The sequence below is a fragment of the Rhodococcus sp. AW25M09 genome (genome assembly GCF_000333955.1).
In the GTDB taxonomy this organism is placed as follows: domain Bacteria; phylum Actinomycetota; class Actinomycetes; order Mycobacteriales; family Mycobacteriaceae; genus Rhodococcoides.
In genome coordinates this window covers 1-20,875 of the sequence record NZ_CAPS01000043.1, presented here as the reverse complement: position 1 = coordinate 20,875, position 20,875 = coordinate 1, and the positions used below count along the sequence as shown (strand labels likewise).

Annotated in this window: 22 protein-coding genes and 2 pseudogenes; 12 read left to right on the top strand and 12 right to left on the bottom strand. The window is 64.1% G+C overall.

The annotated features are described in order from the left end of the window. Window positions 1-528: alternate-type signal peptide domain-containing protein (locus tag RHODMAR_RS26905; protein WP_008713272.1), on the bottom strand; the 528-nt coding region annotated here is incomplete at its 3' end. A 423-nt stretch (window positions 529-951) separates the two neighbouring features. After that, window positions 952-2,241 carry an adenylosuccinate synthase gene (locus tag RHODMAR_RS08045; protein WP_008713270.1) on the bottom strand — a complete coding sequence of 430 codons (1,290 nt, stop codon included), beginning with the start codon at window positions 2,239-2,241 and terminating at the stop codon, window positions 952-954. Between the two features lie 163 nt (window positions 2,242-2,404). On the opposite strand from RHODMAR_RS08045, the gene RHODMAR_RS08040 reads away from it, so the two are divergent. The 3 genes from RHODMAR_RS08040 to RHODMAR_RS08030 all read left to right on the top strand — a co-directional run bounded on the left by RHODMAR_RS08040 (window position 2,405) and on the right by RHODMAR_RS08030 (window position 4,493). After that, on the top strand, window positions 2,405-3,109 hold the full coding sequence (locus tag RHODMAR_RS08040) for a hypothetical protein (protein ID WP_051047873.1): 705 nt from the start codon (window positions 2,405-2,407) through the stop codon (window positions 3,107-3,109). Further along, window positions 3,106-3,879, top strand: coding sequence for a site-2 protease family protein (locus RHODMAR_RS08035; RefSeq protein ID WP_008713267.1), 774 nt, complete (start codon window positions 3,106-3,108; stop codon window positions 3,877-3,879). The genes RHODMAR_RS08040 and RHODMAR_RS08035 overlap by 4 nt, the downstream gene beginning before the upstream one ends. Window positions 3,880-4,025: 146 nt before the next feature. Further along, complete coding sequence (locus RHODMAR_RS08030) at window positions 4,026-4,493, top strand: pyridoxamine 5'-phosphate oxidase family protein (protein ID WP_008713265.1); 468 nt, start codon at window positions 4,026-4,028, stop codon at window positions 4,491-4,493. Here the strand turns inward: RHODMAR_RS08030 and RHODMAR_RS08025 are convergent. From RHODMAR_RS08025 to RHODMAR_RS08015, 3 genes are all read right to left on the bottom strand, one after another. Beyond that, window positions 4,483-5,412, bottom strand: coding sequence for a cation diffusion facilitator family transporter (locus RHODMAR_RS08025; RefSeq protein WP_008713263.1), 930 nt, complete (start codon window positions 5,410-5,412; stop codon window positions 4,483-4,485). The genes RHODMAR_RS08030 and RHODMAR_RS08025 overlap by 11 nt on opposite strands. 82 nt (window positions 5,413-5,494) lie before the next feature. Continuing rightward, window positions 5,495-6,565, bottom strand: a complete 1,071-nt coding sequence (locus RHODMAR_RS08020) for an FUSC family protein (RefSeq protein ID WP_042938419.1) — start codon at window positions 6,563-6,565, stop codon at window positions 5,495-5,497. A 64-nt stretch (window positions 6,566-6,629) separates the two neighbouring features. Next, window positions 6,630-7,046, bottom strand: a complete 417-nt coding sequence (locus RHODMAR_RS08015) for a DUF3151 domain-containing protein (RefSeq protein ID WP_042938417.1) — start codon at window positions 7,044-7,046, stop codon at window positions 6,630-6,632. A gap of 148 nt (window positions 7,047-7,194) precedes the next feature. Between RHODMAR_RS08015 and RHODMAR_RS08010 the strand changes: the two genes are divergently transcribed. Next, window positions 7,195-8,055, top strand: a complete 861-nt coding sequence (locus RHODMAR_RS08010; protein WP_008713257.1) for an Rv0361 family membrane protein — start codon at window positions 7,195-7,197, stop codon at window positions 8,053-8,055. 64 nt (window positions 8,056-8,119) lie between these two features. Here RHODMAR_RS08010 and fbaA read toward each other — a convergent pair whose 3' ends face one another. Further along, a complete protein-coding gene (gene fbaA, locus RHODMAR_RS08005; protein ID WP_008713255.1) occupies window positions 8,120-9,160 on the bottom strand; it encodes a class II fructose-bisphosphate aldolase in 1,041 nt (346 codons plus the stop codon). A gap of 250 nt (window positions 9,161-9,410) precedes the next feature. Between fbaA and RHODMAR_RS08000 the strand changes: the two genes are divergently transcribed. Both RHODMAR_RS08000 and RHODMAR_RS07995 read left to right on the top strand, forming a co-directional pair. Next, window positions 9,411-10,139 (top strand): VTT domain-containing protein, encoded by a 729-nt coding sequence (locus tag RHODMAR_RS08000; protein ID WP_042938415.1) that lies wholly within the window; start codon window positions 9,411-9,413, stop codon window positions 10,137-10,139. Between the two features lie 145 nt (window positions 10,140-10,284). Then, a complete protein-coding gene (locus RHODMAR_RS07995; protein WP_081605935.1) occupies window positions 10,285-10,878 on the top strand; it encodes a DedA family protein in 594 nt (197 codons plus the stop codon). Window positions 10,879-10,924: 46 nt separating this feature from the next. Here the strand turns inward: RHODMAR_RS07995 and RHODMAR_RS07990 are convergent, their stop codons facing one another. The 4 genes from RHODMAR_RS07990 to RHODMAR_RS07975 all read right to left on the bottom strand — a co-directional run bounded on the left by RHODMAR_RS07990 (window position 10,925) and on the right by RHODMAR_RS07975 (window position 14,347). After that, window positions 10,925-12,061 carry a glycoside hydrolase family 76 protein gene (locus RHODMAR_RS07990; protein WP_008713249.1) on the bottom strand — a complete coding sequence of 379 codons (1,137 nt, stop codon included), beginning with the start codon at window positions 12,059-12,061 and terminating at the stop codon, window positions 10,925-10,927. Window positions 12,062-12,123: 62 nt separating this feature from the next. Continuing rightward, window positions 12,124-12,813, bottom strand: a complete 690-nt coding sequence (locus tag RHODMAR_RS07985) for a TrmH family RNA methyltransferase (RefSeq protein ID WP_008713247.1) — start codon at window positions 12,811-12,813, stop codon at window positions 12,124-12,126. Then, window positions 12,810-13,406 (bottom strand): DUF6636 domain-containing protein, encoded by a 597-nt coding sequence (locus tag RHODMAR_RS07980; protein WP_008713245.1) that lies wholly within the window; start codon window positions 13,404-13,406, stop codon window positions 12,810-12,812. Before RHODMAR_RS07980 ends, RHODMAR_RS07985 begins: the two co-directional genes overlap by 4 nt. Before the next feature lie 143 nt (window positions 13,407-13,549). Continuing rightward, window positions 13,550-14,347 carry an SDR family oxidoreductase gene (locus tag RHODMAR_RS07975; protein ID WP_008713243.1) on the bottom strand — a complete coding sequence of 266 codons (798 nt, stop codon included), beginning with the start codon at window positions 14,345-14,347 and terminating at the stop codon, window positions 13,550-13,552. Between the two features lie 80 nt (window positions 14,348-14,427). On the opposite strand from RHODMAR_RS07975, the gene RHODMAR_RS07970 reads away from it, so the two are divergent. After that, window positions 14,428-14,880: a hypothetical protein gene (locus RHODMAR_RS07970; RefSeq protein ID WP_042938405.1), complete on the top strand. Its 453-nt coding sequence runs from the start codon at window positions 14,428-14,430 to the stop codon at window positions 14,878-14,880. Here RHODMAR_RS07970 and RHODMAR_RS07965 read toward each other — a convergent pair. After that, window positions 14,851-15,480 (bottom strand): lysoplasmalogenase family protein, encoded by a 630-nt coding sequence (locus RHODMAR_RS07965; protein ID WP_081605934.1) that lies wholly within the window; start codon window positions 15,478-15,480, stop codon window positions 14,851-14,853. The two genes, RHODMAR_RS07970 and RHODMAR_RS07965, sit on opposite strands and share 30 nt — an antisense overlap. A gap of 128 nt (window positions 15,481-15,608) precedes the next feature. Between RHODMAR_RS07965 and RHODMAR_RS26900 the strand changes: the two genes are divergently transcribed. The 5 genes and pseudogenes from RHODMAR_RS26900 (at window position 15,609) to RHODMAR_RS07940 (ending at window position 20,697) form a co-directional block, all read left to right on the top strand. Continuing rightward, window positions 15,609-16,208 carry an Rv1733c family protein gene (locus tag RHODMAR_RS26900; RefSeq protein ID WP_008713238.1) on the top strand — a complete coding sequence of 200 codons (600 nt, stop codon included), beginning with the start codon at window positions 15,609-15,611 and terminating at the stop codon, window positions 16,206-16,208. A gap of 75 nt (window positions 16,209-16,283) precedes the next feature. Then, on the top strand, window positions 16,284-16,745 hold the full coding sequence (locus RHODMAR_RS07955) for a MarR family winged helix-turn-helix transcriptional regulator (RefSeq protein ID WP_042938402.1): 462 nt from the start codon (window positions 16,284-16,286) through the stop codon (window positions 16,743-16,745). Continuing rightward, window positions 16,742-17,967: pseudogene (locus tag RHODMAR_RS07950) on the top strand (MFS transporter). Before RHODMAR_RS07955 ends, RHODMAR_RS07950 begins: the two are co-directional and overlap by 4 nt. A 275-nt stretch (window positions 17,968-18,242) precedes the next feature. Further along, window positions 18,243-20,102, top strand: a complete 1,860-nt coding sequence (locus RHODMAR_RS07945; RefSeq protein WP_008713235.1) for a hypothetical protein — start codon at window positions 18,243-18,245, stop codon at window positions 20,100-20,102. A 97-nt stretch (window positions 20,103-20,199) separates the two neighbouring features. After that, window positions 20,200-20,697 (top strand): class F sortase, encoded by a 498-nt coding sequence (locus tag RHODMAR_RS07940; RefSeq protein ID WP_008713233.1) that lies wholly within the window; start codon window positions 20,200-20,202, stop codon window positions 20,695-20,697. Between the two features lie 20 nt (window positions 20,698-20,717). On the opposite strand, the pseudogene RHODMAR_RS29565 reads toward RHODMAR_RS07940, so the two are convergent. After that, window positions 20,718-20,798, bottom strand: a pseudogene (locus RHODMAR_RS29565) (orotate phosphoribosyltransferase); the annotation flags it as partial. Window positions 20,799-20,875: the final 77 nt, after the last annotated feature.

The window sequence follows — 20,875 nt, the reverse complement described above, 5'->3', positions numbered from 1 at the left end:
GGTCATTGCATTGAGGTTGACACTTTCGTTCTGTGCGATCAGGTCGGTGGTCGCACGATCGAAGGTCAGCGCCACCGTGACGTTCACAACCTGGCTTCCTACTGTCAGGGTCAGCGGCACTATTTGACCCGAGGTGACCGCGCCACCCGACCCGGTCACCGTCACTACGGGATTGAGCTTCCCTGCCAGGTCCGTCGTGCCGGCAGCGAACACCTCGTCGAAGTCGGCAGTCAGAGATGCCCGGAGGTTCTGACCTGCTGATTCGATAGTGTATGAGCTGCTGTACGTCAGGACATCGCCAGGCACGATCAAGAAGCCCGACGGATCAGCTCCAATGACTTCGTTGGGCGTCACCGAAGTCTCGGTCCACACACCCGGTGCGTTCGATGTGAACTGGAGTTCGCCGGAGTTGATTGTTCCACCAGCGATGGTTCGCGAGTCCTTCCATTCTGCATAGGATCCCAAACCACCGAGCAGCAGTACAGCTGCCGCCCCCGCGGCTATGGCGCCTTTGGTTGCCTTGTTCATTGTTTCTACTTTCTTCGGTGGCCTTGTTCCATGAGGCCGAGGGGGGTGACCCGGTCGGGTCGTCGGCCATCCGAAGAGGCCTCCGCAACTGGTGCGTTGGTCATTGTGTCGCAAGGACCGTGTGGTCCGTTACCCATGTAGAAGTAAAAGTCCAAAGGACTTTTTGTCCGTATTTTCACCAACTCGTCGGCTACCGACATTTACATACAATCTCAACATGTAAAGCAGCACAGCAGACGCGACACTCCGTCCTCCAGCTGATTTCAGCTGTTCAAACACCATTTCACAGCGAGCGTGTCGGTATTTTGCTTTACTTTCCGGTCTCAGTCGCTGTTTTAGGTTCGAGTCGAAATTGCCGACGACCCTGAGCGCGAAAAAACCCCGAGGCTGCACGCCTCGGGGCTTTTGTTTAGCTCGAATTACTTATCGCAGAATGTCTCGTCGAACAATGGTCTCGTCGCGACCCGGACCGACGCCGATGCACGACATGTGCGCACCCGAGAGTTCCTCGAGACGAAGGACGTAGTTCTGCGCGTTGATCGGCAGTTCCTCGAACGTGCGGGCACCGGAGATGTCTTCCCACCAACCGGGCATCTCTTCGTAGATGGGCTTTGCATGGTGGAAACCGGTCTGCGTCATCGGCATTTCGTCGTGCCGAACACCGTCCACGTCGTAGGCGACGCAGATCGGCACCGTGTCCAAGCTCGACAGCACGTCGAGCTTGGTCAGGAAGTAGTCGGTGATGCCGTTGACGCGGGTGGCGTACCGCGCGATGACGGCATCGAACCAGCCGGTGCGGCGCGCGCGACCGGTGGTGACGCCCACCTCGCCGCCCTGCTTGGCCAGGTACTCGCCGTAGTTGTCGAACAGCTCCGTCGGGAACGGACCCGAGCCGACGCGCGTCGTGTACGCCTTCAGAATGCCGAGCACCGTGGTGATCTTGTTGGGACCGATACCGGAACCGACCGACGCGCCGCCGGCCGTCGGGTTCGAGGACGTGACGTAGGGGTAGGTGCCGTGGTCGACGTCGAGCAGGGTGCCCTGCGATCCCTCCAGCAGAATGGTCTCGCCGCGCTCGAGTGCCAGGTTCAGTTGCAGCCTGGTATCGGTGATCCGGTGCTTGAAGCCCTCTGCTTGCTCGAGCACCTCGTCGACCACCTGCTGCGAATCCAGAGCGCGCCGGTTGTAGATCTTCGAGAGCACCTGGTTCTTGAATTCCAGTGCGGCTTCGACCTTTTGGGTCAGTATCTTCTCGTCGAGCACATCGGCGGCTCGAACCCCGACGCGCGCGATCTTGTCCTGGTAGCAGGGTCCGATACCGCGCCCGGTGGTGCCGATCTTCTTGGCCCCGAGGAAGCGCTCGGTCACTTTGTCGATGGCCACGTGGTACGGCATGATCAGGTGCGCATCGGCGCTGAGCAGCAGGTTCGAGGTGTCGACGTCCCGCTTCTCGAGGCCGTCGAGCTCGGTGAGCAACACCCCCGGATCGACGACGACACCGTTACCGATGACGTTCTTCACGCCCGGCGTGAGGATTCCAGACGGAATCAGATGCAGCGCGAACTTGTCGCCGTTGGGAAGAACCACGGTGTGGCCGGCATTGTTGCCGCCCTGGTAGCGAACGACCCACTGAAGGCGTTCGCCGAATAGGTCGGTGGCTTTGCCTTTGCCCTCGTCGCCCCACTGGGCGCCGATCAGCACTATCGCCGGCATGTGCTCTCCTACGTTGCTTTCGTGCGAGGACGTGCTGCAGATTTGCTCGTACGAATGCAGCAGTCACCAGTTGTCGCAGGCGCGACAGTGGCCGGGGGAACAGTCTAGCCGAGGCGGTGAGCTGGCCCGCATGCCGCCACGGTCGGGCCCAAACGAGGGCACTATGGTCGTGACGAGAATTCATCGGAGATCGAGGAGCGCTGTGACACCGTTCGTTCTGCAGTGCGGAAGCCCGCCGCTGCCGATCACGCTGACCGACGTCCCACTGCGCAACGCACAGCCGGTCCCGACCGACGACGACTGCAGTGCGATCTTCTCCGACATCGAATCAGCCCCGGAACCCCGCATCATCGTCCTGGGCGACGACGCATCGCTGGCCGCAGTCCTGACCCGGATGATGCGGACCGACCGCTTGCACGTCGAAATCGCTTTCGTACCGGAGACCGCGACCAACGCAGCCCACATCTACAAGCTCGGCACCGGATCCCGCGCCGCCAAAGTGGCGTTGACCGGCACGGCGTCGAGCACACCCCTGATTCGAGACGACGCAGGCAAGGCCGTCGTCGGTCGGGCACTGCTCGGCGGGGCCGACGGAGCCGAACTCGAGGGCGAGGTCTACGTCGACGACACTCGCTTGTTCTCCGGCGTCGTCCCCGGCGTCGAGGTGGCACCCACCGCGGAACTGCCCGGCCTGCGCGCGCGAGTGATCAGCCGTCGACGGTTCCTGCCCCGCCGCTGGGTGAGCGGGCGCGCGATGCAACTCGGCTCCCCTGCCGCGCGGCTGATGCGCGACGGTATCGCCGGCGACAGAACGGTGAAGCGATCGACGTTCTACCGGCACGATCAGGAGTGGTTGCTGGTCCGATGACCGTTCCAGTGCGGCGCAGTCCTGTTCTCCCGAGCCCGGTGTTCGTCGCCGTTCTGGCCGTCGCCGGCGTGGGCGGCGCACTGGCGTGGACCTCCGAGGACGTCACATCTGTCGCCGCGCGCATCGGGGTGTTCGTTCTCGTACTCGCGGGGTGGATAGCCTCGGTGTGCCTGCACGAATTCGGTCACGCCTTCACTGCTTTTCGCGCAGGCGACCGCGAAGTCGAACTCCGCGGCTACCTCACTCTGAATCCGCTGAAATACGCCCACCCGCTGTTGTCCATCGTGCTCCCGGTGGCATTCATCGCGATCGGCGGAATCGGATTGCCGGGCGGTGCCGTATACCTACGCACCGGCCAGTTCTCGGCCGGGATGCAGCGGCGTATCGCCCTCGCCGGTCCGTTCGCCAACGCCGTCACCGCCGTGGTGCTTCTGGTCGTCATCCGATTGTTCGGCACCGGCGGCACCCACTCTGCCTTCTGGTACGGACTCAGTTTCCTGGCGTTTCTGCAGATCATGGCCACGATCCTCAACCTGATTCCGGTGCCGGGCCTGGACGGGTACGCCGCACTGGAGCCCTCGCTCTCACCTGCCACGCGGGCATCGCTGTCCCAGTTCAAGACGTACGGCCTGCTGGTACTAGTGGCATTGCTGTTCGTGCCGGCAATCAACTCCGCATTCTTCGGAGCGATCTACACCCTGTTCGGACTGTCCGGAGTTCCCGAGTTCTACGCAGGCAACGGCAACTACCTGATGCGTTTCTGGATCTGACAGTCGACTTTTCCGCCGTCGCCGATCCAAACCGCAAGCGGGAACCACTGCACGGTATCGAACGCGATCGACGGGATTCCGTCGATGCAGGCGCGTAGCGTGCAGACGTTCCCGATTTTGTCGGAGCCGGGTCGCATAATTTCCCCATGACGACGTGGAACGAGTTCTCGACTGCTGCACCGCACCTGGCCTCGGCGGTTCAGGCCAGATTCACCGCACACAAGCATCACGTACTCGCGACGCTGCGAGCGGACGGCGCACCCCGCGTGAGCGGAACCGAGGTCGAGTTCGTCGACAGCGGCGTCGTGCGCCTCGGTTCGATGCTCGGCGCAGCCAAGGCGCACGACCTGCAGCGCGACGGACGGTTCGCGCTGCACAGCAACCCGGGTCATCATTCGATGGAGGGCGGCGATGCGAAGATCGGCGGGCGAGCCGTCGAAATCACCGATCCGGCTGTGCTGCAACCGATATTCGACGCTTCGCCGGGTGAACCCGAGCCGTATCACGTGTTCGACCTCTACATCACCGAGGTCGTGCTGACGTCACTGGTGGACGATCACATGCAGATCGACGTGTGGCGTCCGGGCCGAGAGGTTCGCACCGTCACCAGGTGATCTCTTCCTTGCACGTCCGGCCGTGCGCGGCGGGTTCGACCTGCACCGTCGCGTGGTCGAGGCCGTAGGTCGACAGCAACGACTTGGCTCGGTCCAGCACCACCGACGACGACCCCTCGCACTCGAGATGCACTGTGGCCACATCCATTCCGGTGGTGAGCGTCCACACGTGCAGATCGTGCACACCCGTCACGCCGGGGAGCGCGCGCAGGTCTCCGGTCAGCGCGTCGACGTCGACGTCCGCCGGGCTCGCCTGAGTGAGAATGCGCAGCGCCGAACCGGCGAGTTTGATCGCACGCGGGATCACCCACAGGGAGATCAGAACGCCGACGACGATATCGGCCCAGGTCCACTGGAACACGACCATCAGTACGCCGGCGACGAGCACCCCGACACTGCCGACCGCATCGGCCAGAACTTCCATGTATGCGCCGCGGACAGCGAGGGAGTCCTTGGCGTCGCCGCGAATGAGCAGCATGACGGCGATGTTCGCGGCCAGTCCTAGAGCGGCGGTGAGAACGAGTGGCGCACCGGGGATTTCCGGAGCATCGCCGATACGAGATATGGCCTCGTACATGATGAACGCCGCAACACCCAGCAGCAGAACGGCATTCGCAATGGCAGTGAGCACCTCGGCGCGGTGCCAGCCGAAAGTTCGTGCCGCTGCCGCACTTCCCTTGCGGGCGAGTAGCAGGGCGATCAACCCCATCGACATACCGAGCACGTCGGTGAGCATGTGGCCGGCGTCTGCCAAGAGCCCCAGAGACCCGATCGCCAACGCGACGGTGGCCTCCACGACGAGAAACACGACCAGAATCGCCAAGGCGAGAACCATCTTGCGAACACGGGACTTCGGCGGCCCCGCACCTGCGGGCGAGTGACCGCCCACGCCGTGACTGTGACCGTGGCCCGCACCCATGACTCCCCCTCGCCTACCGGTATCGACTTCCGAGAGTCACCATATGCGTACATACGCATATATGCAATGGTTCGTCGGGCTCCTACTGCTCCTCGGGTGAGACGTGCGGATGCTTCACCGTCGGCGGAAGTGTGGCCAACGCAGAGATGCGTTTGAGCCCGGCGACCTGCAGCAGGTCGACGATGATCGACCGCAACTGAGCCAGCACCACCGTCGCCGACAGCCCGGCGTTCGTGATCAGCTCCGGCTTGGCCCCGGCCGCAACCGACCGCAACACCCGCGCCGCCTCCGCACCATCGGGTTTCTGACCCGGATCGGCCAGAATCATCTGCCTCAGGACCTCGACGGCGTGCGCCAGCTTCTCCACCTCGTCGACCACACGCGGATCGAGAATCTCGTCGTCGCGCACCAGCGTCAGGGATCGCCGCGCGAGCACCCGAATATTGCGGACGGCGTTGTCGATGGGATCGGCCGTCGCCGCGAGTACAGCCAAACGATTGCGGTGATTCCAGTACATAGGCGAAATCCGCGCAATTTCGCGGCCGCCCTTGAGGTCGGTGCGCAGCGCATCGATACCCGACTGCGTCGCGCGCGCTCTCTTCAAGGCATCCTCGATCGGCTTGGGATCGTTGGCCATCAAACCGTCGGCCACCTTCTGCAACACACTCGCAGCAGTCGCCAATACGTTCGCCGCATCCTTGCGGGCCCGCCACACCGGATGTGTCGGGACCAATGCCACGATCGCGATGCCGACCAGACCACCGACCAACGCATCGACCATGCGGTTGGGGCCGCCCATGTTGCCCGGCGGAATCAGGGTTGCGACCAGCACCGCGGACGATCCGGCCTGCATCGCGATGATCGGACCACCGTCGAGGAACACCGCGGCCGACATCGCCAACATGACCACCAGCGCGATCTGCCACGGCCCGCTACCGATCAGCGCGATGAGCAGATCGCCGATGCCGATGCCGACCGTCACTCCTACGACGAGTTCTGCGGACCGACGCAACCGCGCACCGAGCGAGATTCCGAGCGACACAACAGCCGCGATGGGCGCGAAGAACGGTCGTTCGTGACCGACGATGTCCGTCGCGACGAACCACGCCACCCCGGCGGCCAGGGCGCACTGAATGATCGGCAGCAGCGACAACTTCAGTCGAGCGGAACCCGACTCGAACCGAGTCCGGCCACGCACACGGCTGGCGCGCGCTCGATCAGCCCAGGCCGAGCGCCTCTGCTGCCTTGGGGTCACAGTCTTCGAGGAGGTCGAGGCAGCGTGCGTACTCGTCGTGCTCGCCGATGTCGCGGGCAGCTTTGGCGAGAACGGCGACGCATCGGAGGAATCCGCGGTTGGGCTCATGGCTGTACGGGACAGGCCCGAATCCCTTCCATCCGTTACGACGCAACTGGTCGAGACCTCGGTGGTAACCGGTACGCGCATAGGCGTACGCGGTGATGGTGGCACCCGAGTCGAGCGCACCCTCGGCGAGATACGCCCACGCGACGGATGCCGTCGGATGCGCAGCGGCCACCGTCTCGGGAGCCTCGTGGTTCAGCAGCGCGGATTCGGCCTCGTCGTCGCCGGGCAACAGTGTGGGTTGGGGTCCGAGCAGATCACCGAAAGAAGTCATGACGCTCATTGTGCCCCTACGTCACCGAATCGTGTCCGAACACCCCTGCTTCGCTCGCGCTCAGCCGCAGACACGGTCGATAGGCTGCCAGCGGACGAAATCGAGACCACAGGGCTCTCGGAAGAATTCGGTGAATGAGGGAGAACGCATGCCGGACGAGAAGAAGAATGCGCCCCCAGAGGTCGACGACACCGCAGAGAACCTCGATCCGAAGAAGAAGCAGTCGAGCGCGACCTCGACCGAAAAAATCGACGCCGAGACGGACGAGCCCGAGTCTGCAGTTGAATCCTCGGACGCCACTTCCGAAGACCCTTCCACCGCGAGAGTTCCTGCAGCTCCCGCCGACGTACCAGTGGAGTCGACTGCGAAGCCGACCGCGGCTCCGCGTCGTATCCCGCCGCGGAGCCCGGCCGACAAACCTGCGAAGTCCAGTGCAGCGGAGAAGAAGTCACCCCTGAACAAGTCGCGCACCGTCGGAGCCGAGCGGACCGTACCCAAGCAGGTCGGACCCCAGCAGGTCGGACCCCAGCAGGTCGGACCCCAGCGCATCGGGCCGCCGCCGACGGAACCCGGAAAGCGGAGCCACAAGAAATGGTGGGCGGCATTGGTGGCTGCGGTGGTCGTCATCGGGGCGGTGGCGGCCGGGGCGTACCTGCTGCTCGACCGCAACAGCGTCGACGACTCACCGGAGGCGCGGATCCGGTCGACAGTCGAATCGTTCACGAGGGCTCTGGCTGCCGGCGACCTCGCCACCCTGCGCAGCAACTCGTGCGGCGATCTGGAGACCTACTATCGCGACATTCCGGACGCCGATTTCGCCGACGTTCACCGCGTCTCGGTGGAGCAGGGCAGCATCCCGACCCTCGACAGCGTCGACGCCATTCAGGTCACCGACGACACCACCGCCATTGCCCAGGTGATCGCGCACACCGACGCCAACCCCAACGATCGGTCGCCGCGCACCTTCGACCTACGCCTCGAGGACGATGAGTGGAAGGTGTGCAGCTGAAAAACCATGTGCGCGGAACTTCGTAGCAGGCTACGAAGTTCCGCGCACATGCGGCGAAGCCGCTCTAGCCGGCACTCACGCTGCGGCCTGCGGACTTGAGGTCGTTGCATGCCTCGATGACGCGGGCGGTCATACCGGCCTCGGCCTTCTTGAGGTAGCTACGCGGGTCGTAGACCTTCTTGTTTCCGACCTCACCGTCGATCTTGAGCACACCGTCGTAGTTGGCGAAGAAGTGCCCGGCCAGCGGACGACTGAACGCGTACTGCGTGTCGGTATCGACGTTCATCTTCACGGTGCCGTACTCGAGCGCCTCGTCGATCTCGCTCTTGGCCGAGCCCGAACCGCCGTGGAAGACGAAGTCGAAGGGCTTCGAGCCGGAGGGCAGGCTCAGCTTCTCGCTGGCGACGCGCTGGCCGTCGGCGAGCACGGACGGCTTGAGCTTGACGTTGCCCGGCTTGTAGACGCCGTGGACGTTGCCGAAGGTGGCTGCGAGCAGGTAACGCGAGCCTGCGTCGCCCGCGCCGAGCGCCTCGACGGTCTTGAGGAAATCCTCGTTCGACGTGTAGAGCTTGTCGTTGATCTCGGCCTCGACGCCATCCTCTTCGCCGCCGACGACACCGATCTCGATTTCGAGAATGATCTTGGCCGCAGCTGCGCGCGCGAGCAGATCCTTGGCGATCTCGAGGTTCTCGTCGATCGGAACGGCCGATCCGTCCCACATGTGCGACTGGAACAGCGGATTCTTGCCGGCGTCGACGCGCTCCTGCGAGATCGCGAGAAGCGGTCGAACGTAGGTGTCCAGCTTGTCCTTGGGGCAGTGATCGGTGTGCAGCGCGATGGTGACGTCGTACTTGGCGGCGATCACGTGCGCGAACTCGGCGAGCGCCACGGCCCCGACGACCATGTCCTTGATGCCGAGACCGGAGCCGAACTCGGCACCACCGGTCGAGAACTGGATGATGCCGTCGCTACCCGCGTCGGCGAAGCCTTTGATGGCGGCGTTGATGGACTCGGAACCCACGCAGTTGATTGCCGGAAAAGCGAACTTGTGTTCCTTCGCCCGGCCCAGCATCTCGGCGTAGACCTCGGGAGTTGCGATAGGCACGGCGTCATTCCTCCATTGAAAGATCGATTGTGTCCTGTGCAGTATGGCAACCTTCGTGCTCGGTGTCGTGCGTACCCGCATCCGTTTGGTCGTTCCGCAGGCTCCACTCCCGAGCCAGTTGGGTCGTTCCGCAGGCGCCACTCCGAGTCCATCAGGTCGTTCCGCAGGGCCGAGAACGGGCCACCGCGTTCACAGCCGGGCGTCACCAGCTGTTCAGGACTTCACAGTTTCGGCCGGTAGTGTGGGCGCGGTGAGTCTTCTAGCTGCCTCGGACACAGTGACGAATCTGGCCCTGTTGCCCGGATTCCTCGACCCGGTGAACCTGCTCAATTCCTTCGGTAACTGGGTGCTCGTCGGGCTCCTGTTGGTGGTGTTCATCGAGTCGGGGCTCCTCTTCCCGCTTCTACCGGGCGATTCCCTGCTCTTCACCGCCGGGTTGATCGCGGCATCGAAGTCCACCGAAATCGAGCCGTTCGCGTCCATTTGGACGCTGGTGATCCTGATCCCGATCGCGGCCATCCTCGGCGATCAGGTCGGCTTCCTCATCGGTACCAAGGGCGGTGCTGCACTCTTCAAGAGCAACGATGCTCGATTCTTCAAGAAGAAGTACATCGACGAGTCGCACGCGTTCTTCGAAAAGCACGGTCCGATCACCATCATTTTGGCCCGATTCGTGCCGATTGTGCGCACGTTCGCGCCGGTCGTTGCCGGTGCATCGCACATGAAGTACTCGCTGTTCCTGACGTACAACGTCGTCGGCGGCGTCCTCTGGGGCGCGGGCGTGACGGTCCTGGGTTACCTGCTCGGGCAGATCGCATTCATCCGTGAACACGTCGACATCATCTTCCTGATCATCGTCGCGGTCTCCGTGTTGCCCATCGTCATCGAGGTCGGCAAGCGCATGATCAAGGCCCGCAAGACCCCCCTCGGCGAAGCAACCGACGCCATCGAGGCCGACGCCCCGGACACCACGTCCTGATCGAGATCTTCCGAAAGTGATCGAGCCTGTGTATTCGGTTACCACTGCGCTGAGCGCTACAGCCCTGCAGGCCGTATCCAACGACGCCGTCGGCAGCTTCGGCCCGCTGCATACGGCGGGTCCCCTCGTCGTGTGGATCGTCGTCATGGCCTTCGTGTTCATCGAATGCGCGGTGATCATCGGCCTGTTCCTCCCCGGGGATTCGATGCTGATCACCGCAGGCATCGTGATGGCGACCCATGCGTCGGGCACCGGGCACATCTGGGCACTCTCGGTCGGAGCGATGGTCGCTGCCATCGCCGGCAACCAGGTGGGATACATGATCGGCCATCGGACCGGGTCGACGCTGGTGGCACGTAAGAACGGCAAATACCTCAATACCAAGAACCTCCACCGGGTGAACGTGTTGCTCGAGAAGCACGGATTCTGGGCGGTCCTCGTCGCACGGTGGATTCCCTGGGTGCGCACGCTGTGCCCGCTCGTGGCAGGCGCGGCAAAAATGGATCACCGCCGTTACACCATCGCCAGCACGCTCGGCGCGATCATCTGGGCCCCGGTGTTGCTGCTGATCGGGTTCTACTTCGGTTCGTTTATCGAGGGGATTCCGTGGTTGATGCCCGCCGTCCTCATCAGCATGATCGTGCTGTTGGTGGTCGGAACAGGTCTCGGCATCTGGCAGTACCGCAAGGAAATGGCTCGCCCCGAGGAGACCATCGAGGTCGACGAGGTCGTCGAATAGCGGCTACGGTCGCGCTGGGAAAAGTGGACCCGTCCAGCCGAACGAGCTAGAAGCCTGCAGCCGCGACGCGGTAGGCCGCCTCCATGAGCATCCAGCCGCCCAGTTGGACCGACAGGTCTCGCTCGGGCACCTCCGACGGCCTTACCGTGCCCTCGGTGAAGGTGGCGATGTGCAGCCCCTGTCCCGGGAACCGCGCTTCGCGCGTCCAGTCGGCTCCGAACAGGGGGTTGTCTTCCACTTCGAGTCGGTTCTCCCACGCGGCCTCCGCCGAGTTCAGCACGATCGCCGCGGCGACTTCGCGGGCACGATCGTCGGCGTCCGAGTCGCCGGGGAGCTCGACTGCAACCGTGGCCAGGTAGCGCGCGAGGACGGAATTGAACAGACCGCCGTCGCCACCGCCGCCACCGGTGATGACGAGGTTGCGGGTCAGGTGGTTCTCGACGGCGTCTACGAGCCCGTGGACCCGCTTCGCGTGTCTGGGTTCGCCGAGCCGCACTGCGAGTTCGGTCTCCAGGCCCAGTGCGACGCCCTGGCAGTAGCTGTAGATCGCGCGCTCGACCTCACCCGGTTTTCCCGCGTCGACGAGCGCTCGAGTGGTGTGCGTTCCGTCGAGAATCAAGCCGGTTCGCGTGTCCCGCAGGGTGCGGTCCATCCAGTCCGACATCTCCTGGGCACGCCACAGTCGACCGGTGCGCGCGAGCATGATCGCGGCCGGGCCGTTGGCGGGGGCGTTGTAGAAATCGGACTTCCGGCGCCACGGAATGCCGCCGCCCTCGTCCGGAGCCCAGGCATCGAACAACTCCATCTCTATCTGCTGGATGCCACGTCGGTTCCCGACGAAATGCTGTCGCTGGGCCCGCTCGAGCGCCAACCCGAGCCACGCCATGTCGTCGTAGTAGTTGTTGGTCCAGCCGGTGATGTTCCGGATTCGGTGTGCCTGGGTGATCTTGTTCAGTCTCCGACGGCGTTTGGTGGTGAGATCGCGGTCGGCGGCGTCGACGGCGCAGTCGAGCAGGTGCGCCTGCCACCAGTAGTGCCAACGCAGAAACATCCGCTCCCGGCGAACCGGCGGCCAGGCGACGACTCCGAGTGTCGTCCCCGGCATACCCCACAGCCGACGCATGTGCCGCGCGACGACGGCCCCCTCCGCGGCGTCTGCACGCTGCGACCACAACTCCTGCATACCCACAATCCTGCCACTACCGTTGCTGATTCGTTACATCCCGCACGAGAACGGCCGAAGGATCACCATGCAGTGTCGAGGTCGGCATGGCGCCGAATCCACGAGTGCATGGCGATTCCCGCAGCAACACCCGCGTTGATGCTGCGGGTGGAACCGAATTGCGCGATCGATACCGTCATCGAGGCCGACTCACGTGCACTGTCGGTGACACCCGGTCCCTCTTGGCCGAACAGCAGGAGGCACTTTCGTGGCAACTCGGCTGTCTCGATCGGTACCGATCCGGGGGTGTTGTCGACGGCAACGACGACCAGGCCCTGCTCCGCTGCGAACGCCATCAACGCCTCCACCGAATCGTGGTGTTGGAGGTGCTGGTAGCGATCGGTCACCATGGCACCGCGGCGATTCCATCGACGTCGGCCGACGATGTGGACCGCCTGAGCAGCGAAAGCATTCGCCGTGCGCACGACCGTGCCGATGTTCGCATCGTTGGTGAAGTTCTCGATGGCCACGTGCAAACTGTGGCGTCGAGTATCGATGTCGGCGACGATGGCCTCGCGGCGCCAGTAGCGGTAGGCGTCGACGACGTTGCGTCGGTCGCCGTCTGCAAGCAGTTCGGGATCCAACCGCGGATCGTCGGGCAACGGTTCGGTGTGCGTGTCGGCCCAGGGTCCGACGCCGTGGGGATTCTCGCCCCACTCGGTGGGACCGGCATCACCCGACGGGAGTTCGCTGTCGATCGAGTTCTCGCTCAATAGACTTCGTTGCTCTCCGGTGCGATTCGGAATCCGTGGCCGGTCGCATCGTCGACGCACGAGATGCCGTTCGCTGCGGACGAGCAGGTGAAGCCGCCCTCGGCGATGGTCGCACCGACCGCCAGCGGTGGATCCATCGTTTCGCCACCCGAGGTGTAGACCACACCGCCCGAGCACATGAACGCTGCAGGCCCGTCGTTGGTCACCCGAATACCGTTGCCCCAGTTGATCATGCAATCCTCGGGCCGCGGCGGAACCGGCGTGGTGGTGCCCTGACACCCGGCTTCGGTTCGGCTCGACAACGGCACGATGCCGCACTGGAACAGACCGTCGGGAGAAGTGAAGTAGTACGCGCCCCCGATGGCGGCGTACGTCGTCTGTGGTTCGGACGTGGGCGGTGGCTCGACCGGAGGCGGGGGCAGTGGTTCCTCGCTGTTCGGCAACGGCGCAACAGTGGTGGTTACCTCGGGCGTGGTCGTCGCAGGCGTCGTGACCGCGGGCGTGGTGGTACTCGTCGGCGTCGATGGCTGGGCAGCGGACTCACCACCGCATCCGGCGAGAACGAGCGGCGTCACCGCTCCGATCCCGATCATCCAAGCTCGTACCGACCGTATTTTTCTGGTCCTACTCGACCCCGACGTGCTCAGCATGAAGAAACCCCGACCCACCTTCCGACACCGATTGCTCGAAAGACCGAGGATACCGGCGGTGCGCCGGCATCGTCCGGTGGGAATTCCTAGGTGTGGCTCAGGCGCCGGTTGACCTCGCGAGTAAGCCATGCCGGCGAGAATCGTGAACCGAGAGAGAGTGCCTTGGACGGCAGTCCGACCGGGAAATGCACCTTGTGCAACCTGCGCTTCACCGGACGGGTCGCGGCGAAGATCGCGTCGGACACATCTTTCACGGTGAGCCGGACACCCAACGAGTTCGTGGTGCCCGTCGAGACGCCCTTGGTCATCGCAGTCTGGACGAACAGTGGCCACATGGCCTTGACCGAGATGTCGTACTTGCTCCACTCGAGATCCAACGCCTCGGTGATGCCGCGGACAGCGAACTTGGAAGCGCCGTACGTCACCAACTCGGGCTGACCGTAGATGGCCGACGCAGAACACAGGTTGACGACCTGCGCGCCTGCCGTGCCCTTCAGGTACGGGAAGGCCGCGAGGGTGCCGTAGATGACGCCGTTGACGTTGATGTCGATCTGACGACGGTGCACCGACAGTGGCATGTCCTCGAAGGCACCCGCTGCGAGAATTCCGGCGTTGTTGATCAGAATGTCGAGTCGGCCGTCTCCCTCCCCGACGAATTCCTTCAACCGGGTTTCCCACTGGTCGGAGTCGGTTACATCCAAGACGCCGGTAATTACCCGACCGCTGAGCGAGGCAGCTTCCTTACCGAGCGATGCCAAGCCGGTCTCGTCGACGTCGTACGCACCGACGAGGTAGCCACTGGCTGCGAACTTGAGAGCCGTCGCGCGGCCGATGCCGGCTGCTGCGCCTGAGATGAAGACAGTTGGTCGAGTCACATCGAACACCGTACATGTAACCCTACTTACCGGTAACCCCCTATCGTCGAATATCGAACGGCCGCCTCGCGCGGCCCAGGAGCACCCACGTGAACAACACGAGAATCGTGCGATCGGTCGTCATCGTGACGATCTGCTACTCGATCGTGCTGGCGTTCTGGATCGGCTGGTTGATGGACCGCACCCCGCCCGGAACGCTTCCGTATCAACTTGCGGCTCTGGTCGCCGGATTCGGCGCGGCTCTCGGGCTGGCGATGATGATCGCCGGACGCCCCACTCGTGAGCAGAAAGAACTGATCGAACACGGCGTCGAGGGTTGGGCGACGGTCGATGCCATCCGCCGGATCGACGACGACACTGCCGAGTTGGACCTGGAGTTCACCGTGCCGGGCTCGGGCAGCTACTTCGGCAAGATCGTTTACGGCATCCCGAAACCCGACACTTCCAGGTTCGCGCCGGGCACAGTCATTGCCGTCCGAGTCGACCCTGCCCATCGCGAACGGGTTCTGCTACTACCCCGAACCCAGGGCATCGACGAGTAGCACCTGCGCCGCCACGTAGGTCGACAGGATGATCGCCTCTGCGGTTCGGCGATGCCGGTCCTCGGCCAAGAACAATCGGCGGAACACGATCAACGCATCCGAAGCGGTGAACAACGCGCCGCCGATCATCAGTCGTCGATCGCCGCCGTGGGAGAGCGAACAGGCAGACAGGGTCGATGTGGTGGCCAGCACCGCGCCGTACCCGGACAGAGTCGACGCCACCGCAGGTTGCCGCCTGAACATCAGCACCGATGCGGCCGCCCATCCGGCGTACCGCGGAATCGCGTCGAGCAGCGTGGGACGCACACCCCGGCGAAGCAGCAGATACGTATAACTCGCCTGCATCACCGTGAACGCACGCGCGCCCCATTCGAGAGCGGAATCGTCGTCGGGGTCGATCAACAGGACATCACCGACCGTGGCCGCCACGAGACCCGTCAGCAGAACTCGATCCCGCGCGGGATCGAGCCCGGTCGCCAGCGCCGGCACGATCAGCGGCTTGGCAACGCGCTGCAGCGGTACCGACCCAGTCCACGCCCCGATCACCGTCACCGCCCCTGCGACCAGCGCAGCCGCGCGACCACGACGCACTCGACCGATAGTCACTTCGCCACCTCCACCACAGTCGAACGTCACATGTGACGCTGGCCCCTATCGCTTGATAGTCGCACTCCGCGTCGGCATCGTTGAAACGTCGGACGGATAATCGAAAAGTAGTGGGGACCATCATGCGCCGCAGACTCACCGGTCAGGGCAGTTCCGCACGCGCCGATTTCGCCGAGTACCCCAACCCGCTGCTGCGCGACTGCGACATCCGTCAGGCCCGCATCAAGCGTTGGGTCACCGCGCTGCTGATAGCCATGATCCCGGTGTCGCTGTGGATCGGTGCGAGCGCCCATGCCGATCAGCAACAGCGCCTCGACAGTCAACGAGGATCGATTCACCAGGTCACCGCCACCACGACGGCCGTTGCAGAAACTGCATCCGTGGCCTCGACCGAATTCGGCTCGTCCGGTGCCGCGCCTGCCACTGCCGTCGACTCCCGTTGGACCTATCGGGGCGTCGAACACACCGGACGGGTCAGCGTCGAGACCGGCGCTCCGGCCGGCACCACCGCGCAAATCTGGATCGACAACAACGGTGATCAGACGATTCGGCCGCTGACGCCGTCGGACGTCACCGCTGCGTCCATCTTCAACGCGATCGGGAGCTGGGTGCTGGTAGCGATCTTCCTCATCGGCTTCTTCCATCTGATGTGCTTCCGGTACGACGGCCGGCGGAACGCCGAATGGGATCGCGAGATCGCCGATCTTCTCGGCCGGCACTGACACACCACACCTGCCTCTGCTCGACGCACTTGCTGCACTTTGCCATACATAGTTAGTGTATGTAACAATAATTTGGTGAGCCACTCAGACGAAGACATCCGGGACCTCCTCTCTCAGCTGATCACCAGTTCGTCGCGCTTCGTCCGATTGGCCGCCCGGTTCGGCAGTGACGAATGGCCCAGAGCCTGGATGCGCGCCCTGTCGTTGCTCGAGGAATACCAGCCCCTGCGCATCAGCACATTCGCCGAGCTGGACCGATGCTCCCAACCGTCGGCCACGGCACTGCTCGCCAAGCTGGGCAAAGCCGAACTCGTCACCAGAAAACCCGACCCCGACGACTCGCGCGCCGTGCTCATCGAGATGACCGAAGCCGGCCATCGATGGCTCGCCGAGGGTCGACGCCACCTCGTCGACGGACTCGTCCCGTACCTGTCCGACCGCGACCCAGAACAGATCCAGAAACTGACCGACGGTTTGAGCGAGCTTCGCAGCGTTCTCGAATCCGTCGATCACGGAATGAGAGGAACTCTGTCGTGACCACCAGCACCTCCCCCGACAGCCTGCTGAAGCAGCCCCGCGCGGTATGGGCCGTCGCATTCGCCAGCGTCATCGCCTTCATGGGCATCGGCCTCGTCGATCCCATCCTCAAGCCCATCGGTGAACAACTGAACGCCTCGCCGTCGCAGGTGTCGCTGCTGTTCACCAGCTACATGCTCGTCACCGGTGTCGCGATGCTGATCACCGGAGTGGTGTCGAGCCGCTCGGACCCAAGCGCACCCTGCTGGTGGGATTGGCGATCATCGTCGTCTTCGCCGCCCTTGCCGGCACGTCCGGATCGGTCGGCGAGATCATCGGTTTCCGCGCCGGCTGGGGACTGGGCAACGCACTGTTCATCGCGACGGCGCTGTCGACCATCGTCGGCGCAGCATCGGGCGGAGTCGCTCGCGCGATCATCCTCTATGAGGCCGCACTGGGTATCGGCATCGCGACCGGCCCCCTCGTCGGCGGCGTGCTCGGCGGGTTCAGCTGGCGTGGACCGTTCTTCGGCGTCGCGGTACTGATGGCCATTGCGTTCATCCTGCTCATCGTCATGCTCCCGGACACTCCGAAGCCCGAGCACACCACCTCGATTCTCGATCCGTTTCGCGCGCTCCGGCACCGCGGACTGCTGACCGTCGGCATCACCGCACTGCTGTACAACTACGGCTTCTTCACCCTGCTCGCCTACACGCCGTTCCCCTTGGACATGGGCACCTATTCGATCGGCTTCATCTTCTTCGGTTGGGGTCTGTGCCTGGCGGTGGCGTCGGTGTTCGTCGCACCGAAGCTGCAGCGGGCCTACGGAACGCTGAACATGATGATGCTCGCGCTGCTGCTGTTCGCCGTCGACCTGGGCGTCATGGCGATGTTCACCGAGAACAAGACCGTCCTGATCGTGGGAACCGTCGTCGCCGGATTGTTCCTCGGCGTCAACAACACCCTGATCACCGAGACCGTGATGATCTCGGCACCGGTGGAGCGGTCCACGGCATCGGCGGCGTACAGCTTCGTTCGCTTCGTCGGCGGCGCGGCGGCTCCGTACCTGGCGGGAAAGCTGGGCGAATCGAACATGCACGTGCCGTTCTGGGTCGGCGCAGCCTGCACCCTGCTCGCGATCGTCGTGCTGTCCACCGGCCGCAGAGTCTTGGCGCACGTCGACGATCACGACCCGGCGCCGCACAGTCTTGACGAGGCCCGCGCGGTGACGGTCGGCGACTGAGCCGGCCTGTTCCGAAAGCCTTGTCGCGACGGTCGAGATCACGGATCTCGGCCGTCGTTGTGCGTCGGCGACACCATCCGTCACATACGCCTCATGGGTAACACTTTCATAACCAAAAGGCGGGTAAAGGTCCATCGGGGTTTCCTGGACCGGCCGGTTGGTTTACGGTCTGCAAATCACGGTTGTTCGTGTGACTCACCAACAACACCCGTTCCGCGTGGGAGGACGGGTGCGCGCAGCACGATGCTGCCACCGACCGAAGGGCCACAATCTCCATGTCGCACAAGTCGATCGCCAGGTCCAAGAAGGCGCGCCTCGCCGCTGCCGGGGCCGCCATGGCACTGTCCCTCTCCATCGCCGCACCGGGAATTGCCAGTGCAGAGGAGCCCACGACGCCCGATAGCTCCGTCGTCGAGCAGCCTGCCGACGACGGAGGGACCGATTCCGGAACTCCCACCGGAGAAGAGGGTGGAGAAACAGCCGGAACCGACAACTCGGGCACAGTCTCCGAGGACGGAACAGGCACCACACCTCCAGTAGGCGACCTGGTCGCGCCGAACGCCGAAGTCCAACAGACCGACGTTCCGATCGTGCCGCCGGCTGCCCCGTCGACCGATCGCCCCATGCCTCAGGTTTCGGCGGGCGTCGTCATGAACGAGGACGGATCGGCCACCGTCAACGTCGAACTCATTCCTCAGCTTTCCGACGCCGAGAAGAAGGCGTTGGCCGACGCCGAAACAGCCAGCAAGGCCGCAGCCGCAGCGTCCACAGCTGCGCAGGCCGAGCTCGACAAAGCCAAGGCCGCCGACGCCACAGCGAGCGACGCAGTGACCAAGGCGAAGGTCGAGTCGACCGAGGCCGTGGCGAAGGCCAAGGCAGCCGAAGTGATTGCGACGGCAGCCAAGGTCGATCAGATCGCGGCATCCGGGGCCGTGCAGGCAGCCAAGGACAACACCGCACAGTTGCAGGCCACGGCCGAAGCCGCAGCTGCAACGAAAACGGAAGCGGATGCCAAAGCTACAAGCACCGAAGCCGAGGCTGTGAGGCTCGAGGCGGCCGCGAAGGCGTCCGGGAATCCCGAAGATGTCGCAGCCGCAACGGAAGCCAGGGCACAGGCCAGCACGGCAGCCACCGCAGCCGCCACTGCAGCCGCTGATGCCGAGACATCGGCGAAGGCGGTCCAAGACTCCCTCGTCGCGGTCCAAGACGCATTCAAGACCCTCAACCTCAAAAAGATTGCAGCGGCCGTGCAATCCGCGACCGCCAAGGCAGCCGCCTCGTTGTCCGCCGCCGTCGAGGCTCGAGTGACCGCCGATGTCGCTACCGCAGCAGAAGCCAAAGCAAAGGAGCTCGAAGCCACCGCTGCGGCGTCGACAGAAGAAGCGCAGGCCGCCACCGAGGCGGCTACGAAGGCTCGCGAGCTAGCCGCTGCCGCAGAAGCCGAAGCGACCGCAGCAGCTGCAGCCCTCACGGCCGCGCAGGAAGCGCTCGACGCAGCACCGACCGACGCCGACATGGCGAAGCTCGAAGCTGCCGCTGCCGAGGCTCAAACCAAGCTGGATGCAGCCAACGAAGCAAAGGCATCAGCGGACCTCGAGGTCACCGCAAAGGCGACCGCCGTTACCGATGCGCAAGCCAAGGCCGACCAGGTGAAAGCCGACTTGGCACTCGCAAACACCAAGGCCACCGAGGCGAAAGCCGCCGCAGATGCCGCCGCGAAGGTCCAGACGGACCTGAAGGCGAAGGCGGACGAACTGGCCGCGAGCGGCCCGAAGTTCAGCTGGACCATCAACCTCGGTGACACAGTGGCAGAAGACGTTCCGGTCACAGAGATAGACGAGAACACCGTCGTCGTCGACAAGACCGGCGTATCCCTGGTCGGCGTCAAGAACGAGGACGGATCGTTCACCGTCGCCGATTACCTCACCACCGACGACAACGGTGTCGTCAGCGTCGCCGGCGACCTACCCCCGGTCGATTTCGCACTCGGCGACTCCTCCGACGAAGCGTCGGGCGGATCGGACAGCTCGTCCAACACCCCGGCAATTCTTGCCGGAGTCGGCGTGGTCGTGGTCGCAGCAGCAGGCGGAGCGTTCTACCTGCGTCGCCGCAGCTCCACCGATGCCACCTCGTAGTATCCGCTGGCTGTGGGCGGCGATCCTGACTTTCGTTCTACTCGTATCAGGTTGTGCGAGTGACGAAGTCGGGATCGCCGCGCCCGATCGATCGCCGGTGGACTCGCAGCTTTCCGCGGGTCCACCGGCGATCGACGTTGCCCCCGCCCAGCCCGAGTACATAGAACTCCGTTCCTCGGACGGCACGACGTATTTGAGTAGCCCCATCTACCCCGACCCGCTCTACCGCGGCGGTGCCAGCGGCCAGGTACTGAACCCCGTCGACGAACTGCCGGCATGGTGGGCCGAGAGCGGCATGCCGGGAACCTCCACCGAACAAACGGTAGTTGTTGCCGGACACAACTATTCGAAGCGTGACGCCCCGTTCAAGGCATTGCGGGTGGTGGAGCCGGGAGACACCGTGGTGCTACGCACGCCGAGCGGCACACTCGACTACGCAGTCGAATCGGTGGGCCCACTGCCGAAGGGATCCTTCTTGGCGGACAACGAACTCAGAAAGTCGGTGCCCGGACGATTGATACTCGCCAACTGCGACGTACAGGGCGGCGAGCCCACCGACGACAACTTCGTGGTCGTCGCGCAATTGGTTCGTTAGCAAGCCAATTCGGGCCGGAGTTACAGGCCGAGGTCATTGAGCCTGAGGAGCGAGCGATATTCGAGCCCCTCGGCAGCGATGACCTCGTCCGCCCCGGTCGCTCCGTTCAGGCGAAGATGCGCGCAACCCTTGTATTCATGCGCATGATAAGTACGATTCAACTATGAATACTTCGAGA

Bases quoted from the DNA above. Each gene is read 5' to 3' on its own strand.
- RHODMAR_RS07980 (WP_008713245.1), bottom strand. From the start codon at position 13,406: ATGATCGGGATCGGAGCGGTGACGCCGCTCGTTCTCGCCGGATGCGGT.
- RHODMAR_RS08015 (WP_042938417.1), bottom strand. From the start codon at position 7,046: ATGACTTCTTTCGGTGATCTGCTCGGACCCCAACCCACACTGTTGCCC.
- RHODMAR_RS07945 (WP_008713235.1), top strand. From the start codon at position 18,243: ATGTCGCACAAGTCGATCGCCAGGTCCAAGAAGGCGCGCCTCGCCGCT.
- RHODMAR_RS08010 (WP_008713257.1), top strand. From the start codon at position 7,195: ATGCCGGACGAGAAGAAGAATGCGCCCCCAGAGGTCGACGACACCGCA.
- RHODMAR_RS08030 (WP_008713265.1), top strand. From the start codon at position 4,026: ATGACGACGTGGAACGAGTTCTCGACTGCTGCACCGCACCTGGCCTCG.
- RHODMAR_RS08045 (WP_008713270.1), bottom strand. From the start codon at position 2,241: ATGCCGGCGATAGTGCTGATCGGCGCCCAGTGGGGCGACGAGGGCAAA.
- RHODMAR_RS08025 (WP_008713263.1), bottom strand. From the start codon at position 5,412: ATGGGTGCGGGCCACGGTCACAGTCACGGCGTGGGCGGTCACTCGCCC.
- RHODMAR_RS07995 (WP_081605935.1), top strand. From the start codon at position 10,285: ATGGCCTTCGTGTTCATCGAATGCGCGGTGATCATCGGCCTGTTCCTC.
- RHODMAR_RS26900 (WP_008713238.1), top strand. From the start codon at position 15,609: ATGCGCCGCAGACTCACCGGTCAGGGCAGTTCCGCACGCGCCGATTTC.
- RHODMAR_RS07990 (WP_008713249.1), bottom strand. From the start codon at position 12,061: ATGCAGGAGTTGTGGTCGCAGCGTGCAGACGCCGCGGAGGGGGCCGTC.
- RHODMAR_RS08040 (WP_051047873.1), top strand. From the start codon at position 2,405: ATGGTCGTGACGAGAATTCATCGGAGATCGAGGAGCGCTGTGACACCG.
- RHODMAR_RS08035 (WP_008713267.1), top strand. From the start codon at position 3,106: ATGACCGTTCCAGTGCGGCGCAGTCCTGTTCTCCCGAGCCCGGTGTTC.